This is a genomic window from Acholeplasma hippikon (genome assembly GCF_900660755.1).
GTDB classification, from domain to species: Bacteria; Bacillota_I; Bacilli_A; order Acholeplasmatales; family Acholeplasmataceae; genus Acholeplasma; species Acholeplasma hippikon.
Genome location: NZ_LR215050.1, coordinates 309,958 through 327,379 on the forward strand (window position 1 = coordinate 309,958; position 17,422 = coordinate 327,379).

The following is a 17,422-nucleotide window of genomic DNA, read 5'->3' on the forward strand; positions in this document are numbered from 1 at the left end:
AGTGAAAGACAACAAAGATGAAATCATTCAAGATGATCAAATAATTGAAGAAACAAAACAAGAAGAAGTGAAAAAAGAAGAATCAAAAAAAGAAAAAAAATCAAAGTTAGAAGCTAAAATTGAAGAATTAGAAAACCAAGTTAAAGAGTTGAATGATAAATATTTAAGAACTTTAGCGGATACTGAAAACTACAAAAAGAGAATCGATGCAGAAAAGGCAGTCATGAAGAAATATGCAGCGTCAAGTTTTGCATCAGAATTATTAGTTCCATACGAACAATTCTCTAAGATTGTTGAGTTCCCGACTGAAGATCCGGTATTAAAAAACTTCTTAATTGGTTTTAAGATGATTAAAGACCAATTCGAACAAGCATTAGAAAGAGAAGGTGTTAAAGAAATTCAAGCTTTAGGAAAAGCATTTGACGCTAATCTACACCATGCTATCGAAAAGGAAAGTAATAAAGAAAAAGAAAACGGAATTGTTTTAGAAGTATTACAAAAAGGATATTATTTCAAAGATCGCGTATTAAGACCAGCAATGGTTAAAGTTAATGAATGGAGTGAAGAAAATCATGGCGAAAACAAATAAAATTATTGGTATTGACTTAGGTACAACAAACTCATGCGTTTCTGTAATGGAAGGTAATGAAGTTAAAGTTATTGCAAATGCTGAAGGTGGGAGAACTACACCATCAGTAGTAGCATTCAAGGGTGATGAAATCTTAGTAGGTGATGTTGCAAAACGTCAAATGATTACTAACCCAAATACTATTTATTCAATTAAACGTCACATGGGTGACATGAACTATACTGTGGATATTAACGGAAAAAAATATACTCCACAACAAATTTCTGCATACATCTTACAAAACTTAAAGAAAACTGCAGAAGATTATTTAGGTGCTACAGTTACAGAAGCTGTTATTACAGTTCCTGCTTACTTTAATGACGCTCAACGTCAAGCAACTAAAGATGCTGGTACAATCGCTGGATTAAACGTTAGACGTATTATCAATGAACCAACAGCATCAGCATTAGCATACGGTATTGATAAAACAGAAAAAGAACAAACTGTCTTAGTATTCGACTTAGGTGGCGGTACATTCGACGTTTCAATCTTACACTTAGCTGATGGTACATTTGAAGTTGTTTCAACTGCAGGTGACAACAAGTTAGGTGGAGATGACTTTGACGAAAAAATCTATAAATTCTTAGCGGCAGAGTTCAAGAAAGAACACGGCGTTGACTTATTATTAGACAAAATGGCTTTACAAAGATTAAAAGATGCTGCTGAAAAAGCTAAGAAAGAATTATCAGGTGTAACAACAACTACAATCTCATTACCATTCATCACAATGGGAGCTGCAGGTCCATTACACTTAGAATATAACTTAACAAGAGCTAAATTTAATGAAATCACTAAAGACTTAGTTGAAAGAACAATTGTTCCAGTTCGTCGTGCATTATCAGATGCTAAGATGACTGTAAAAGACATTGATCAAATCTTATTAGTTGGTGGTTCAACAAGAATTCCAGCTGTTCAAGAATTAGTAACTAAAGAATTTGGCAAAGAACCAAACAGATCAGTTAACCCTGATGAAGTTGTAGCAATGGGTGCTGCAATTCAAGGTGCTGTATTAGCTGGTGATGTTAAAGACGTATTATTATTAGACGTTACACCACTATCATTAGGTATTGAAACATTAGGTGGTGTATTCACTAAGTTAATCGAAAGAAATACAACAATTCCTACATCTAAATCACAAGTATTCTCAACAGCTGCAGATAACCAACCAGCAGTAGATATTCACGTATTACAAGGTGAACGTCCAATGGCAGCAGATAACAAAACATTAGGTCGTTTCCAATTAACAGATATTCCTCTAGCACCACGCGGTGTACCTCAAATTGAAGTTACATTCGATATTGATGCTAACGGTATTGTTTCAGTGCGTGCTAAAGATTTAGGTACAAATAAGGAACAAAAGATTACTATCTCTGGTAACGGTGGATTATCTAAAGAAGAAATCGAAAAGATGGTAAGACAAGCTGAGGAAAATGCTGAAGCAGATGCTAAACGTAAAGAAATGGCAGATGTAAGAAATGAATCAGACAACTTCATTTTCCAAGCTGAAAAAGCTTTAGTTGATCTTGGTGAAGAAGTAACTGCTGAAGAAAAAGAATCAGTTAATAAGGCTATCGAAGCGCTTAAAGAAGCGTTAAAAGGTGATGACCTTGAAGATATCAAAGCTAAAAAAGATGAATTAATGAAGGCTTCTCAATCAGTTGCTGTTAAAGCATATGAAAAGGCTCAAAAGAACAACGGCGGAAACAATAACGGATCAAACGATTCAAATACTGTTGACGCAGAATTCACTGAATAATTAAAAACAGGGAAGCCATACTTCCCTGTTTATTCTAAGTTAAGGATGAAAAAGCATGGCAGAAAAAAGAGATTACTATGAGGTTCTTGGTATTTCCAAGACTGCCTCAGCAGAAGAAATTAAAAAAGCATATCGCGCTTTAGCTAAGAAATATCACCCTGACGTTTCTAAAGAGCCAGATGCAGAAAAGAAATTTAAAGAAGTTCAAGAAGCTTATGATGTCTTAAATGACCCACAAAAGAAAGCTCAATATGATCAATTTGGGCATGCTGGCGCAAATGGAGACCCATTTGGTGGCGCTGGATTTGGTGGATTTAGTGGTGGATTTGGTGGTTTTGAAGATATTATCAATTCATTCTTTGGTGGTGGTGGACAACGTCAACGTTCTTCAAACGCACGTCAACAAGGTGATGACATTCAAATGCGTATGACAATCGATTTCATGGAAGCAGTCTTAGGAACTAAAAAACCTGTTGAAGTTGAAATAACAGAAGAATGTGGTCACTGCCATGGAAGTGGAGCGGAAAGTTCTAAAGATGTTGAAACATGTTCTAGATGTCATGGAAGTGGATATATTAATGTAGACCAAAGAACTATGTTTGGTACAATGCGTACGCAAACAGCATGTCCAACATGTGGCGGCAAAGGTCAAACAATTAAAAATAAATGTCACGTATGTTCAGGCAACGGACGAGTAAAAACTAAGAAAAAAGTTGATGTTAAGATTCCAGCAGGTGTACAAGATGATATGACATTACGTGTTCCAGGATATGGTCACGGTGGTACAAAAGGTGCAGAGGCAGGGGACTTATATATTAACTTTAGAGTTAAACCTCATAAACTCTTCAAACGTAATGGTGCCGATATTGTCTTAGAAGTTCCTATCACTTTTGCACAAGCAGCATTAGGTGATAAGATTGAAGTGCCTACAATTTATGGAAAATCTGAATTATCAATTCCTCAAGGTATTCAATCTGGTACTGTCTTAAAGATTAAAGATAAAGGTACAAAAGATGTTAGAACTGGTAAACAAGGTGATCAAAATGTTATTATCACAGTTGAAACACCGAAGAATCTATCATCTGATGAAAAGAAACTTTACGAACAATTAAGAGATCTTGATCAACCAAGAAAGAAATCAGCCTGGGAAAAATTTAAAGAATTTTTCACAAATTAAGAGGGTTAACCACCCTCTTTTTGTTATATAATAGTTAGTGTATTGGAGGTATGTATATGATATTAGTTAAACATCATAATGAAGGGAATTTAGAACCATTTTTCTATTATGCATTAGAAGCGTATGTACTTAATGAATTATTAAAAGGTGATGAGACATACTTCTTTACATGGAGAATTAAAGGTATTATCTCTGGTAAAAACCAAGTGATTGAAAATGAAATTAACTTTCCATATGTAAAAGAAAATCATATTAGGTTTTTTAGAAGACCAACTGGTGGTGGGTCTGTATATTCAGATGAAAATAACACGATGTTTACCATTATTACAAAAAGAAGTAAGGAAAATTTCTCATTTAAAACTTATTTAGGCCAAGTTGTAGATGCGTTACGCAAGTTAGGTGTACTCGCAGAATTTAGTGGCAGAAACGATATATTAGTTGAAGGTAAAAAAATATCTGGCAATGCATTTTTACAAAATAGAAATGGCATGTTAATGCATGGCACAATGATGTATGATTTAGATATTGAAACAATGGTTAGAGCATTGAATCCACCGGATGAAAAATTAATTTCAAAAGGTATACAATCTGTTCGTTCTAGAGTAGCAAATTTAAAATCATATTTAAATGGGATGTCACACGATGAATTTATTGAATACTTAGAAAAAGAATTATGTGATACCGTGTATGAAATTAGTCCGGAAGAAGTAGAAATGCTTAAAGAAAGAGCTAAAATTTATCAAACAGATAAGTTTTTATATCAAGAACAACCACCATTTACTCAAGTATTGAAAAAAAGATTTAGTTGGGGTGGATTTGAGATGCGTTTAGATGTTAAAGATGGTATAATTGAAAATACTAAATTTATAGGTGACTTCTTTGATTTAAAAGATGACCTAGAAATGCTTCAAGAAGCCTTTAAAGGCGTCTCTTATGACTATAAAAGTTTAGTAGAAGTACTTGATAAAGTCGATATTTCAGCATATATCTTAAATGCTTCAAATGATGATTTAAAAGAATTACTAAAAGATGCATTTTTAAATGTGTGATTTTGATAATTTGATTGACTTATTAAAGTATTTTGTATATAATACATTAGGTTGAGGTGTTTTATGAAAATAATTGTAAAAGAATTAGAACCAGTAACCTCAATAAATCAAGGACTTGATTTAAGTACATTAATTCCTAATGCAGAGGATTTAGTTGCATTAAACAATGTACAAGTTGAAGGTAAAATTTATAAAAAACAAGGCGAAGTTAAATTTAACTTAGAAGTTAAAGCGGAAGTTGTTCAAAAATGTACAATCTCACTCTTACCTGTTACCTATGATTTAGCTTTTGATACAGAATTGACTTTCTCAGAAGATGAAGAAACATATGACTACATCTTAGAAGATGAAATCGATTTGGGTCAAGTTATATTTGCTGAAATATTGATAGAAAAAGAACCATTTGTTTATCATGAATCAGCAGATTTAGATAAGTTTTTGGAACCAGAAAAAACAGGACACCCTGCTTTTGAAGGCTTAAAAAAGAAATATGATGTTTAGGAGGTGAATAGGCATGGGTGCTATATTCAGAAGACACAGTAAAGGATCTAAAGGTCGTCGTCGTTCTCATATTAAACTAAAAACTCCAGCAATTATTGTTGACCCTCAAACTGGTGAATTTACTTTACCACACAGAGTGACTCCAAACAGTGGTTACTACAAAGGTCAATTAGTTTTAGAAAAGAAGAACAAAGAAACTAAGTAATCCTAAAGAAAAAGCACGAGGAAGTGCTTTTTTCTTTGGTATAATATGATAGAGGTGTTTTTATGGAACATATTACAGTATTATTAAATGAATCTGTTGAAGCTTTAAACATTAAAGATGGTGGAATCTATGTTGATGCAACCCTTGGTGGCGGCGGACACTCAGAGCTCATTTTAAAACAATTAAAAAAGGGTCATTTATATGCATTTGATCAAGACCCATATGCGCATCAGCGTGCTGGAGAAAGACTCAAAGATTACCCAAATAAAACCTTTATACATGCTAACTTCCAAAAGATGAAAGAAGAATTAAATAAATTAGGTATTTTTAAAGTTGATGGTATCTTATTTGACCTTGGTTTATCAAGTTTCCAAATAGATGATGAAACAAGAGGTTTTTCATATTTGAAAGATTATAAACTTGATATGAGAATGGATACCACAAAAGATTTTAGTGCACATACCGTTGTTAATACCTATTCACAACAAGAACTTGCAGATGTCTTTAGAAAATATGGTGATGAAGTCAATGCCTGGAAGATTGCTGGTGAAATTGTCAAACAAAGACCGTTAGAAACAACATTTGATATCGTTCGTATCACAGATAGAATTAATCGAAATGTAAAAGGGCACTCTGCAAAAAGAGTTTTTCAAGCATTACGTATTGAAGTCAATAAAGAATTAGATGTTTTATCAGATGTTTTAGAAGATACATTAGAATTATTAAATCCGGGTGGAAGATTGGTTGTGATTACATTCCATTCATTAGAAGATAGAATCACAAAACAATTTATGAAGAAAAATTCTACTTTAGATGTTCCTAAAAATGTCGATATTAGAAACTTACCTAAACCACCACTAGTGATGATCAATCGAAAAGCAATCTTACCTAGTGAAGAAGAATTAGAATATAATAAACGTAGTCATTCAGCTCAACTAAGAATTGCAGAAAGACAATGATAATAAAAAAACCTTTATTCTGTTTAATGAATAAAGGTTTTATTTTTTATAGTCTGGATCCTTTAAATCTGAGTGTTCGTTAAAGTAATCACTCATGATTTGATGAACTTTATCTTTAGTTGCAACATAAGTTTTATTTCTAGTTTCCATTTCAACAACTTCAACTGGTTCTAAAACGTGAAGGTGTACAAATGGCTTTTTCTTAATTAATTTCATTAATCCTTTAGGTTGTTTATATACATAAACGAAAGGTAGAATTTTAGCATCTGAATCAGCAGCAAATCTAAATGCTCCACTTAAGAACTTTCTGATGCCTACATGATATGGTTTGATAGATGCCTCAGGCATTACAAGTACAGGTGTGTTCTTGCTTAATTCTTGTTTTAATTCATCTAAAAAATTAACCATATTTTCTTTTGTCTCAGGAATTGGAATGCCACCTGCTAATCGAAGTAGTTTACCAATAACAGGTAAACCAAGGTTAGATTGCAACATGGTTACATAAATTCTTCTAGGAGCAATTGATGTACCTAGCCAAATTGCATCTAAAATATGCATATGATTACATACTAAAATATAACGTCCATTTTTTAAATGTTTTAAATTTTTTCTATTCTTGACCCTTAACCCTCTAAAGATAATACCGTAAATGTAGTAGACAATAATTTTAACTAATATGACTGTAATGAATGAAAAGAATTTAAATATAGGATTTTGTATAAAAAAATTATAATCCTTTTTTAATTTCACAGGTCTAGCTGGTATTAATTTAAAGTCATGTTCTGGTCGGTTGTTTTGATCATTTTCCATAACTTCTAACCTCATTTGTCACGCTAAGTTGATTATAACATTTTTTTCTTAGAATTTCACATAAGATTTAATATAAAACGTATACATTTACTTTAGTAAAAAGTAATTTAAGAAAGCGTGTTATAATTAATTAGGGTGAAATTATGATTTTAGTTTACGGAGGCTCTTTTAATCCTCCCACAAAAGCACATTTAGAAATAATCAATTTACTAAATGAGAAACTGAATCCTGAGAAAATAATTATTTTACCAGTTGGAAACAAGTATACGTGGAAAAATAATTTAATCTCATTTGAAAAGCGCTTTGACATGCTTCATTTACTCACAAATGAAGTTCGTAATGTTATCGTCTCTGATTTAGAGAACACAACAACTTTTACAGGGACTTATGATGCATTAAATAAGATAAGCGAAATTTATGAAACCAAAGATATTTATTTTGTTTTTGGAACTGATCACCTTGAAACATTACGTCAGTGGATTAACTATGAAGCGTTGTTAAAAACGTATGGATTCGTAATTATTAAACGTAAGAACTATGAAATTGATTTATCGATTTTTAAGGAATATAATACTAAACACGAAGTGATTTCTTATGATAGTGAAGTATCTTCTACAAAAGTAAGAGAAAACTTAGAAAAATTCAAATCATATATTACAAAAGAAGTTTATGAATATATTGTAGCAAATGATTTATATAAGGGAGAAAACTTATGACATATCAAGGATTTATTAAAGTCGAAATGACTACACCAAAAATTACAATTGGCAATCCAAAATTAAATGTTAAACCAATTGTTGAATTACTGAATGCATCAATTTCATCAGTTGTTTTATTTCCTGAATTATCAGTTGCTGGATATTCATCAGGAGATTTATTCTTCCAACAAACGTATATTAATCAATCATTAGAGGCCTTAAAAGAAATTATTGAAACAACAACTTTTAAAGGTATTTATGTACTTGGTGCACCATTAAAGTTTAATGATGTTTTATACAATACTGCAGTTGTTATTCAGGACAAAAAGATTTTAGGCGTTATACCTAAATGCTTCTTACCAAATTCAAAAGAGTTCTATGAAAAACGTTGGTTCCAAAGTGGGCTACAAACAAATTTAGAAGAAGTTAATTTATTAGGTCAAAAAGTTCCATTTGGTACCTTATTATTTAAAGATGAAGCAAATGATATTTCATTTGGGGTTGAAGTATGTCAAGACATGTGGGCTATGCATACACCAGGCGATGTCTTAAGTTTAGCTGGAGCACACTTTATCTTAAATCTATCTGCATCAACTGAAGCAGTAGGAAAACCAGAAGTTAGAAAAAATACAGTATTAGAATCATCTAGAAGACATTTTGGAGGTTATTTCTATACTTCAAGTGGTGCAACTGAATCATCAACTGATTTAATTTATTCGTCACATAAGATTGCAGCTTCATTAGGTGATTTAATTGCTGAATCAGATGTATTAGATGATAAAGAATCACTAGTAGTTGATTTAGACATAGAGGCAATTCGATATCAACGTCGAATTGATTCTACCTTTCGTGACGAGCAATTATTTCAGACAAAACAACTTAGAACAATTGCCGTTAAGTTTTATGAAAATAAAGATTATCAACTTTCAAATAAATTAAATACACTTCCTTTTTTACCAGAGGAAAACAAATTATACGCTTTAAGATTAGCAAATGAACTACAGATCAAAGGTTTAATGAACAAATTCCAAATGATGCCTAACGCAAAGATTGTTGTTGGTATTTCAGGCGGATTAGATAGTGCACTCGCATTATTAGTTGCTCACCAAACATTTAAGCGTATGAACCGAGATGTTAAAGATATTATTGCAGTAACAATGCCGTCTAGTATCACATCAACGCATACAAAATCTGATGCTTTAGTCTTAATGAATACATTGGGTGTTACAGCCTTAGAGATTCCAATTAAAACATTAGTAGATCAACACTTAAAAGATTTAAATCATGCTGGCAGCGATGATGTCACTTTTGAGAATGCTCAAGCAAGAATTAGAACACTTAATTTAATGAATTTAGCAAATCAATATAATGGATTTGTCTTAGGAACAGGTGATATGAGTGAAATTGCATTAGGTTGGATGACATTTAATGGCGATCACATGAGTATGTATAATGTGAATGCTGGTTTAACTAAGACATGGGTTCAAGCCTTAGTAAGATATCATAGTGAAACAGCATACACAAATGTGTCTGAGATTTTAAATAATATCTTAGCGCGTCCAATTTCACCAGAATTAAAAAATAACCAAAGCACAGAAGATTCCATTGGTAAATATGAAATCAACGATTTTATTTTATATCATTTCCTAAACAATGGCGCTTCAGAATCTAAGTGTGCCTGGTTAGTTAAACAAACATTTGACTTAACTGATAGTGAATCTGAAACATATGCAACAAGATTTTTCAATCGTTTCTACCAACAACAGTTTAAACGTCAACCAATGCCAGAAGGGCCAAAAATATTAAAGGTTTCATTGTCTCCAAGAGGAGAATTAAGATTACCTTCAGAAATAAAGAGAAGATAGTAACATGGAAAAAAAGAAAAAAGTATTTATCGGATTATCAGGTGGTGTTGATTCATCTGTAGCAGCATTACTCCTTTTACAACAAGGATATGATGTAGAAGCAGTATTTATGCGTAACTGGGACTCAGCAACGAATATGGATTTCAAAGGAAACCCAACATTATATGATGAAACTTGTGAACAAGAAAAAGATTATCAAGATGCAAAATTAGTTGCAGATAAATTAGGTATTAAATTACATAAGGTAGATTTTATTCATGAATATTGGGATCGTGTTTTCTCATATTTTATTGACGAATATAATAAAAATAGAACACCAAATCCGGATGTTTTATGTAATAACGAAATTAAATTTAAAGCATTTGTAGATTATGCTGAAAAGTTTAATCCTGATTATATTGCGATGGGACACTATGCGCAAATTGATCATAGTGGTTCTGAGCCAAAATTATTAAGAGCAGTTGACCAAAATAAGGACCAAACTTATTTCTTAAGTCAACTTAGAACTGAACAATTAAGAAAAGTTTTATTCCCAATTGGACATTTACCAAAGGAAGAAGTTAGAAGAATTGCTAAAGAAGCTGATTTGGCAACCGCAACTAAAAAAGATTCAACTGGTATTTGTTTCATTGGTGAAAGACACTTCAATGAATTTTTATCAAATTATCTACCAGCTAAAGAAGGCGATATGCGTCGCTTAGATGGGACATACATTAAGAAACATTATGGCTTAATGAACTATACTATTGGACAAAGAAAAGGTTTAGGTATTGGTGGAACAGACCAAACAACTGATGCATGGTTTGTTGTTGGTAAAGATTTAAAGACAAACACACTATATGTTGAACCAGGATTTGAACATCCATATAGCTATTCTGATAGTGCAATTGTAACTGAAGTTAAATGGCGCGGAGAAAGAAAAGAAGGCAAGTTTACTGCTAAATTTAGATATCGTCAACCAGACCAAGATGTTATGGTAACTTGGTTAGATGAAACAACAATTAGGGTAGATTATCCACAAGGTATTCGTGCAGTTACACCAGGTCAAGTATGTGCAATCTATGATGGCGAAGTTTGTGTTGGATCAGGTTTCATTAATGAAGCATTCTATAAGGGAGAAAGACGTCTTTACAGTTAATGAATGATACATTAAGAGGATATGTTAAATCCTATAAGTATAAAAATGAAGAGAATGGATATACCATTGCGAAAATGGAAACCGATAGTGGAGAAATCATCACCATTGTCGGTTATTTTCCTATACTCAATGAAGAAGTTTTATATGAATTTACGGGAGAATTTACATATCATCCGAAATACGGAAAACAATTGAAGGTTTTAACATATAAACGTATTGAAGACCACACAGAAAATGGTTTAATTCGTTATTTATCAAGTGAAGATTTCACTGGTATTGGTCCGGTTACAGCAAAAAAAATCGTTGATTTATTAGGTTTAGATGCAATTGATAAAATTATAGAAGATGAATCTGTACTTTCACCACTTTTAAACCCAATGAAGCGTGTTCGTTTGAAAAATGAACTTATTCAACATAAGGCAACAAATGATGTCTTTATTAAGTTATTAGATTTCGGTTTAAGTAATAAAGTTGCAGCGAAATTATTTAAAACTTATGGTGCTTACACACTTGATAAATTAAATGAAGATCCATTTAGGTTAATGTATGAAATTGATGGGTTTGGATTTGTAAAAAGTCAAGATATCGCAAATAAACTAGGTATCGAAAAAGAAGACATTAGAACACTTAAAGCAGCAAGTATTTATGTATTAGAAACTGCTGCCTATGGTGAAGGTAATTTATATTTAGAAAAAGAAGAGTTAGTTGAAAAAGTTCAAAGATTGCTGTATGTTGATGTATCAATAGATGAAGCGCTTATGATGTTAGAAAAAGAAGCTAAGATTAAATCAGAAGATAATCTTTACTTCTTAAACAGTATTTATTATGCAGAATATCATATTGCTCAATCAATTAAATCAATCATCAATCAAGATAAAAAAGCTATTGATCGAAATTTATTAGAACTGTATTTATCTCAAATTGCAATCCAAAAGGGAATTGAATATACAGAAAAACAAAATGATGCGATTATTTCTGCTATGCTTAATCCAATGACAATTATCACAGGTGGACCTGGTACAGGTAAAACGACATTAATCGATGGATTATTAACGCTTTATGCAACATATTATAAGATTAATCTAAAAGAGGTTGAAGCTAAACTTAAAATAGCCCTCATGGCACCGACAGGTCGTGCAAGTAAGCGCATGAGAGAACTTTTACATTTTGAAGCGAAGACTATTCACTCACATTTAGGATATGATTTTGATCAAACATATAAGTATTATAAAGATGAACCATTACCACAAAATTTAATCATTGTTGATGAGGCATCAATGGTTGATATTTTCTTAGCTAAACGCTTATTTGATGCGATTAAAGTAGGTGCACAAGTTATCATCGTTGGTGATGAAGACCAATTACCTTCAGTCGGTCCTGGTTATGTTTTAGGCGATATGATTGCCTCGAAATTAATACCAGTTGTTAGATTAACAGAAATACATCGTCAAGCAAAAGACTCAAATATCGTACGTCTTGCGCAAAGTGTTAATAAACAAGTACTAGCAGATGAAGATTTAATCTCACATAAAGATGTTATCTTTTACAATGGTAATATCGATAATGTAAAGAGCGTCATCTTAAATCAAATTGCAGGGGCAATTAAAAAAGGTTATGATTTAATTAACGATATTCAAGTTTTAATTCCTTTATACAAAGGTGATTTGGGTATCGATATAATGAATCAAGAAATCCAGAAAAGATTTAATCCCTATTATGAAAAATCATTATCTATGAAAATAGGAGAGAAAACTTATTATAGAAATGATAAAGTCATTCAACTTGTTAATGATAAAGAGCGTAAAGTGATGAATGGAGATATCGGTGTTATTGACGATATTATCTTAGGGGAAAAAAATACGTTACTTATGAAAGTTGTATTTGATTCAACGATTGTCTATTATGAACAAGCTGATTTAGAAAATATTAATTTAGCTTATGTTGTTTCTATTCATAAGTCACAGGGGTCAGAATATAAGATTGTATTTTTACCAATTATCAAAAGTTATTTACATATGCTAAAAAAAGAATTAATATATACCGCAATTACACGTGCGAAAGAATATTTACTTATTTTAGGTGATATGAAATTATTACGTTATGCATCCAATCAGTTAGCTGAAAAACGTCATACTAAATTAAAAGAAAGACTCATAGAAAATGAAGTAGTTGTTGAGGACAATTTTGATGAAGATTTAGAAGACCCAACAATTCACTTGAGTCCATATGATTTTATGTAAAAGTAGGAGTAAAATCCTACTTTTTTATTCAAATTATTATAAAATTTAATAAAAAAAGTATAAAATATAAGTATACATAAGGGGGTATTAACATATGGATCAAGGTATAAAAGCAACTCGAAGGACGTTTGTATATTTAATTTTTATCGTATTTAGTATTTTATATTTAGCATTTTGGATAGAAAGTAACGATAACTTTCTAGTTGCAAAAGATAAATTAGGTTTCTTTATTTATGTTTTATATGCTTTATCAGGATTATTTTACATTTTAGCAGTCATCTGCTTATTGCTTCCAAGTTTTAGTAAAAGAGTGATCTCAAGTCTAACACCCCTTGAAGAAAAGATTATTGAAGAATCAGTTACTGAAATTGAAGTTAATGAGAAGATCATTCGCACAAAAGAAATGGTAATTGAGAAAAAAGATACACCAAAGCGTCAATTAACATTATTTGCAATTTTACATATCTTAATGGCTGTAAGTGGCTTATTAAGTGTCATTCCTTTAGTTGTTATTATCAGTCTATAAAAAAAGTGTTAGGTTTATTAAATCCTAACACTTTTATTTTTATTATTGTTGTCTTGTATGACTGAATAACCAATCAATTAAATCATCAACTAAGAATGCTCTTCTCCAAGATGGGTGACCAGCATCTTCATATAATGTGAAGCGAATATTAGCTCCCATTTCTTTAAGCATTTTAGCACCTTTAATATATGCATGAGGTGAAACTGTTGTGTCATCCTTAGAGTGGAATAACCACATCGGTATGTGTCTAATTGTATCTAATTTATTTAAGTCCATAATTCCGCATATTAAGACGCTTGCTGCAAACTTATTCGGGTAACGCATTAAGTAGTCAATTGCACCGCTTGCACCCATTGATAAGCCACCAATATAAATATGGTCTTCATCGATATTATATTTACGTGGTAATTCATTTTCAATGAAGTCATTAAAGATTGCTTGAAGTGGTGTTTTCTCGTTTTTATCGAAATCATATTCACCAGAATAGATTTTTTCCATTGGCATCCAAGATTCATTTGCAGGAACTTGTGGTGCAATACAAATTGTGTTTTTACCATAGATAGGATGGTTGATTACACGTTTAATGATATCAGCATTTGGTGTAATATGGAATGCACCATCATTACCACGTTCACCTGCACCATGTAAGAAGATAAATACACGATACTTATCTTGTTTTTCTTTCGGAACATATGCACGATAGATTAAAGGTTTATTATCTAAAGTTTTATTTTCATATGTCTCTAAAGTCATATAATCTACTAAATTCATTTGTATACTCCTAATATTTTTGTTGAAAAATTTTTATTTTTTTCTAGTTCGTTAATTAAATCATTATAATTTTCTCTTAAGAAAGATAATTCAATAAAGAAATTGTATTTTCCTGAAGTATTTTTCTTAGGTCTTGAAATAATAGAAGTTAAGTTAATATTTAACATTTTAAAACTATATAAAATATCATGCAATAAGCCTGGTTGATCAATATTTGGTGATAAAACAACATAAGCTTTTATCACTTCAAAGTCTGGAATATTTAACTTATTTTCTAGTAAAACAAATCTTGTTTTATTATCTAGTGTATCATGAACATGATGAATAATTAGTTCAAAATTTGAAGAAATTAAATGTGTTGGAATAATAGTACATGACTCATTTGGTGATGCTGTAAATCTATTTAATGATTCAGTATTTGAATCAGTCGTTATATAGTTGAAATGACTGAAATTTTTTAAAAAATTATAGCACTGGGCATGTGCTTTAAATTGAACATAAACGTTTTTGATATTCTCTAGTGAATTCTCATTTGAGATTAGTGAAAAATCAATTGATAGTTCATTAACATGCGTAATGTAGTAATTTGATTCATAAAGTAAATCAAGTGTTCTTTGAACATACCCATCAATTGAGTTATCAAATGGTAAAACAAGATAATCTCCTAAATATGCTTTCTTAAATACTTGATCAATCGTGTTTTCCATTTCAATTAAAGAAGATAATGATAAATCAATATTAAATTTTTGACTCGCAATTTCAGCGTAAGTACCAGATGGTCCAAGTGTAATGATTTTCTTCATAATTTTTCCTTTTTGTTAATAAACATATAAATTGTAACATAATTAAGCAAGAAAGTGCATAAGATTTAAAAATAATTCGAATTCGAAATATAATAAAAGTATGATAAAAAAAGGAAGTATAAAGATATGAACATTAAAGGTATACATCATGTGTCATCAATTGTATGGCACGCACAAGAAAACTTAGATTTTTATGCAGGCGTATTAGGATTAAAACTAGTTAAAAAAACTGTAAATTTTGATGATGAAAGAATTTACCATACTACATTTGGTAACCATCAAGCAGACTTAGGCACATTAATGACTTTTTTCCCATGGAAGCAAAATTTTAAAGAAGGTGTGATTGGCGATGGTCAAGTTTTTAAGACAACATTTGTTATCCCTAAGGGAAGCATGTTGTTTTGGAAAGAACGTTTAGCTAAATTTAAAATTTCGTATAGTGAAGTTTCAAGATTTAATCAAATTTATTTAGTTTTTAAAGATACGCATGGTATTAATCTTGAATTAGTAGAAGATACTTTTTATGTTAAAAATAATCATGAATTTAATGGTGTAACAAAAGATTATGCAATTCAAGGAATCATCGGAGCAACACTTTATAGTCATGATTATGAAGCTACTAAAAACTTTTTAATTGAAAAATTTAATTTAAAAGTCATTGATGAAAATAATTACTTCATTCGATTTGATGCTAATAACAATCAATTCTTAGATTTATATAAAGAACAAACTGTTTCATCAAAGATGGGAGCAGGAACAACGCATCATATCGCATTCACGGTAACTGATGATACGTTAGTCTCATTTATCGATGTTTTAAAAGAAAGTGGAATAAATGTTGAAATAAAGGATAGAAAATACTTTAAGTCAATTTACTTTAGAGAACCGGGTGGCATTTTATTTGAATTAGCTACAGATAAACCAGGAATGTTAATTGATGAAGATGACTCAGATGAAATTAAAATTCCTCCTCATTTCACACATCTAACTGATGAAATTAGAAATGATTTAATGCCTATATTCGTAAGAGAAATTGATCAATTACAAACTTATAATTATCAAGATAGAGCAAGTTATGAAGATTATATTTTCCATAAAAATGTATTAGACAAGATAAATTATTATGCAAAAGAATCAAAAATTAGAGCACTTACTGAAGCAGAGTTAATTGAACGTGACAAATTAAGAAAAGTATATGTGAAGCTAATCGTTGGTCAAGTTAAACAAAACTTAGAAAATGTATCTGTTGAAGATAAAGATGGAAACATCAGTAGGCTAACAAAAAAATAAGGAGATAAGCTATGGATAATATTTTAGGAATGCACCATGTAACAGCAATTACTTCAAGTGCACCAAAAATTTACAGATTTTTTACAGATATTTTAGGTATGAGAATGGTCAAAAAGACTGTTAATCAAGATGATATTCAAACCTATCATTTATATTTTGCTGATGATAGAGGAAATCCAGGAACAACGATGACGTTTTTTGACTTTAAAGGCATACGTCGTGCAGTACATGGTAATAATGAAGTCTCACGCACCACATTCCGTGTGCCAAGTGATGAAGCAATTTATTATTTTGAAAAAAGATTTGTTAAATATGAAATTAAACATCAAAAACCGTATAAATTATTTAATAAACTTATGATTAATTTTGAAGATTTTGATGGACAACGTTATGCACTAATTAGTGATGAAACAAAAGCAAGCTATGATAAAGGAACTCCTTGGTTTAATGGACCTGTTCCAAATGAATTTGGTATTATTGGTTTAGGACCAGTATTTATGCGTGCAAAAGATTTAGAACGAATGGAGCGTATATTAACTGATATTTTAGGTTTCAGAAAAGTAGAGAAAGAAAATGCATTCTATTTATATGAAGTTAATGTCGGTGGTAACAATGAATCTGTGATTATAGAACATAATTTACTTTTACCAAATGCTGTTCAAGGATTTGGTGGTGTGCACCATATTGCATTTAGAGTGAAAAATAGAGAAGAAATGGCCAAGTGGGAAGATTTCTTTGAATCATTTGGTATTCCAAATAGTGGTTTTGTTGATCGATATTATTTTAGAAGTTTATATACAAGATTATATCCAAATATCTTATTTGAGATTGCAACAGATGACCCAGGATTCATCGATGATGAAGATACTTATGATATTTTGGGTGAGAATCTAACACTACCGCCTTTATATAAAAATAGAAGTGAATATGTGTATAGTGTGATACAATTATTTGATTCATCTGATGCAAATAAAAAACGTGAAAAAGAATACTTGTGAGGCATCTG

At 31.0% G+C, this 17,422-nt stretch carries 17 protein-coding genes; 14 read left to right on the forward strand and 3 right to left on the reverse strand.

The genetic code is table 11. The annotated features are described in order from the left end of the window. Position 1 precedes the first annotated feature (1 nt). From grpE to rsmH, 7 genes are all read left to right on the forward strand, one after another. Positions 2–589: a nucleotide exchange factor GrpE gene (gene grpE / locus EXC59_RS01500; RefSeq protein ID WP_035369696.1), complete on the forward strand. Its 588-nt coding sequence runs from the start codon at positions 2–4 to the stop codon at positions 587–589. Continuing rightward, on the forward strand, positions 573–2,384 hold the full coding sequence (gene dnaK / locus EXC59_RS01505; protein WP_035369698.1) for a molecular chaperone DnaK: 1,812 nt from the start codon (positions 573–575) through the stop codon (positions 2,382–2,384). The genes grpE and dnaK overlap by 17 nt, the downstream gene beginning before the upstream one ends. A gap of 55 nt (positions 2,385–2,439) precedes the next feature. Beyond that, complete coding sequence (gene dnaJ, locus EXC59_RS01510; protein ID WP_035369701.1) at positions 2,440–3,561, forward strand: molecular chaperone DnaJ; 1,122 nt, start codon at positions 2,440–2,442, stop codon at positions 3,559–3,561. Between the two features lie 56 nt (positions 3,562–3,617). Continuing rightward, entirely contained in the window at positions 3,618–4,610 is a 993-nt protein-coding gene (locus EXC59_RS01515) for a lipoate--protein ligase (protein ID WP_162164056.1), read from the forward strand. A gap of 63 nt (positions 4,611–4,673) precedes the next feature. After that, entirely contained in the window at positions 4,674–5,111 is a 438-nt protein-coding gene (locus EXC59_RS01520) for a YceD family protein (protein WP_035369705.1), read from the forward strand. Between the two features lie 13 nt (positions 5,112–5,124). Further along, positions 5,125–5,316, forward strand: a complete 192-nt coding sequence (gene rpmF, locus EXC59_RS01525) for a 50S ribosomal protein L32 (RefSeq protein ID WP_035369707.1) — start codon at positions 5,125–5,127, stop codon at positions 5,314–5,316. A gap of 62 nt (positions 5,317–5,378) precedes the next feature. Next, a complete protein-coding gene (gene rsmH / locus EXC59_RS01530) occupies positions 5,379–6,275 on the forward strand; it encodes a 16S rRNA (cytosine(1402)-N(4))-methyltransferase RsmH (RefSeq protein WP_162164057.1) in 897 nt (298 codons plus the stop codon). A 39-nt stretch (positions 6,276–6,314) separates the two neighbouring features. Here the strand turns inward: rsmH and EXC59_RS01535 are convergent, their stop codons facing one another. Further along, positions 6,315–7,085, reverse strand: coding sequence for a lysophospholipid acyltransferase family protein (locus EXC59_RS01535; protein ID WP_035369712.1), 771 nt, complete (start codon positions 7,083–7,085; stop codon positions 6,315–6,317). Between the two features lie 143 nt (positions 7,086–7,228). Here EXC59_RS01535 and nadD point away from each other — a divergent pair, with 143 nt between their 5' ends. The 5 genes from nadD to EXC59_RS01560 all read left to right on the forward strand — a co-directional run bounded on the left by nadD (position 7,229) and on the right by EXC59_RS01560 (position 13,552). Next, positions 7,229–7,801 carry a nicotinate (nicotinamide) nucleotide adenylyltransferase gene (gene nadD / locus EXC59_RS01540; protein ID WP_162164058.1) on the forward strand — a complete coding sequence of 191 codons (573 nt, stop codon included), beginning with the start codon at positions 7,229–7,231 and terminating at the stop codon, positions 7,799–7,801. Beyond that, positions 7,798–9,648 (forward strand): NAD(+) synthase, encoded by a 1,851-nt coding sequence (locus EXC59_RS01545; protein WP_035369716.1) that lies wholly within the window; start codon positions 7,798–7,800, stop codon positions 9,646–9,648. The genes nadD and EXC59_RS01545 overlap by 4 nt, the downstream gene beginning before the upstream one ends. A 4-nt stretch (positions 9,649–9,652) precedes the next feature. Next, a complete protein-coding gene (mnmA, locus tag EXC59_RS01550) occupies positions 9,653–10,786 on the forward strand; it encodes a tRNA 2-thiouridine(34) synthase MnmA (protein WP_035369718.1) in 1,134 nt (377 codons plus the stop codon). Next, positions 10,786–13,026 carry an SF1B family DNA helicase RecD2 gene (recD2, locus tag EXC59_RS01555; RefSeq protein WP_035369720.1) on the forward strand — a complete coding sequence of 747 codons (2,241 nt, stop codon included), beginning with the start codon at positions 10,786–10,788 and terminating at the stop codon, positions 13,024–13,026. Before mnmA ends, recD2 begins: the two co-directional genes overlap by 1 nt. Positions 13,027–13,120: 94 nt before the next feature. After that, positions 13,121–13,552: a hypothetical protein gene (locus EXC59_RS01560; protein ID WP_035369723.1), complete on the forward strand. Its 432-nt coding sequence runs from the start codon at positions 13,121–13,123 to the stop codon at positions 13,550–13,552. 42 nt (positions 13,553–13,594) lie between these two features. Here the strand turns inward: EXC59_RS01560 and EXC59_RS01565 are convergent, their stop codons facing one another. Together EXC59_RS01565 and EXC59_RS01570 are read right to left on the reverse strand one after the other, a co-directional pair. After that, positions 13,595–14,323: a carboxylesterase family protein gene (locus EXC59_RS01565; protein WP_035369725.1), complete on the reverse strand. Its 729-nt coding sequence runs from the start codon at positions 14,321–14,323 to the stop codon at positions 13,595–13,597. Continuing rightward, a complete protein-coding gene (locus EXC59_RS01570) occupies positions 14,320–15,126 on the reverse strand; it encodes a prephenate dehydratase (protein ID WP_162164059.1) in 807 nt (268 codons plus the stop codon). The genes EXC59_RS01565 and EXC59_RS01570 overlap by 4 nt, the downstream gene beginning before the upstream one ends. Positions 15,127–15,252: 126 nt before the next feature. Here EXC59_RS01570 and EXC59_RS01575 point away from each other — a divergent pair, with 126 nt between their 5' ends. Beyond that, positions 15,253–16,416 (forward strand): VOC family protein, encoded by a 1,164-nt coding sequence (locus tag EXC59_RS01575; protein ID WP_051659055.1) that lies wholly within the window; start codon positions 15,253–15,255, stop codon positions 16,414–16,416. Positions 16,417–16,427: 11 nt separating this feature from the next. After that, positions 16,428–17,414 carry a VOC family protein gene (locus EXC59_RS01580; RefSeq protein ID WP_162164060.1) on the forward strand — a complete coding sequence of 329 codons (987 nt, stop codon included), beginning with the start codon at positions 16,428–16,430 and terminating at the stop codon, positions 17,412–17,414. Positions 17,415–17,422 lie beyond the last annotated feature (8 nt).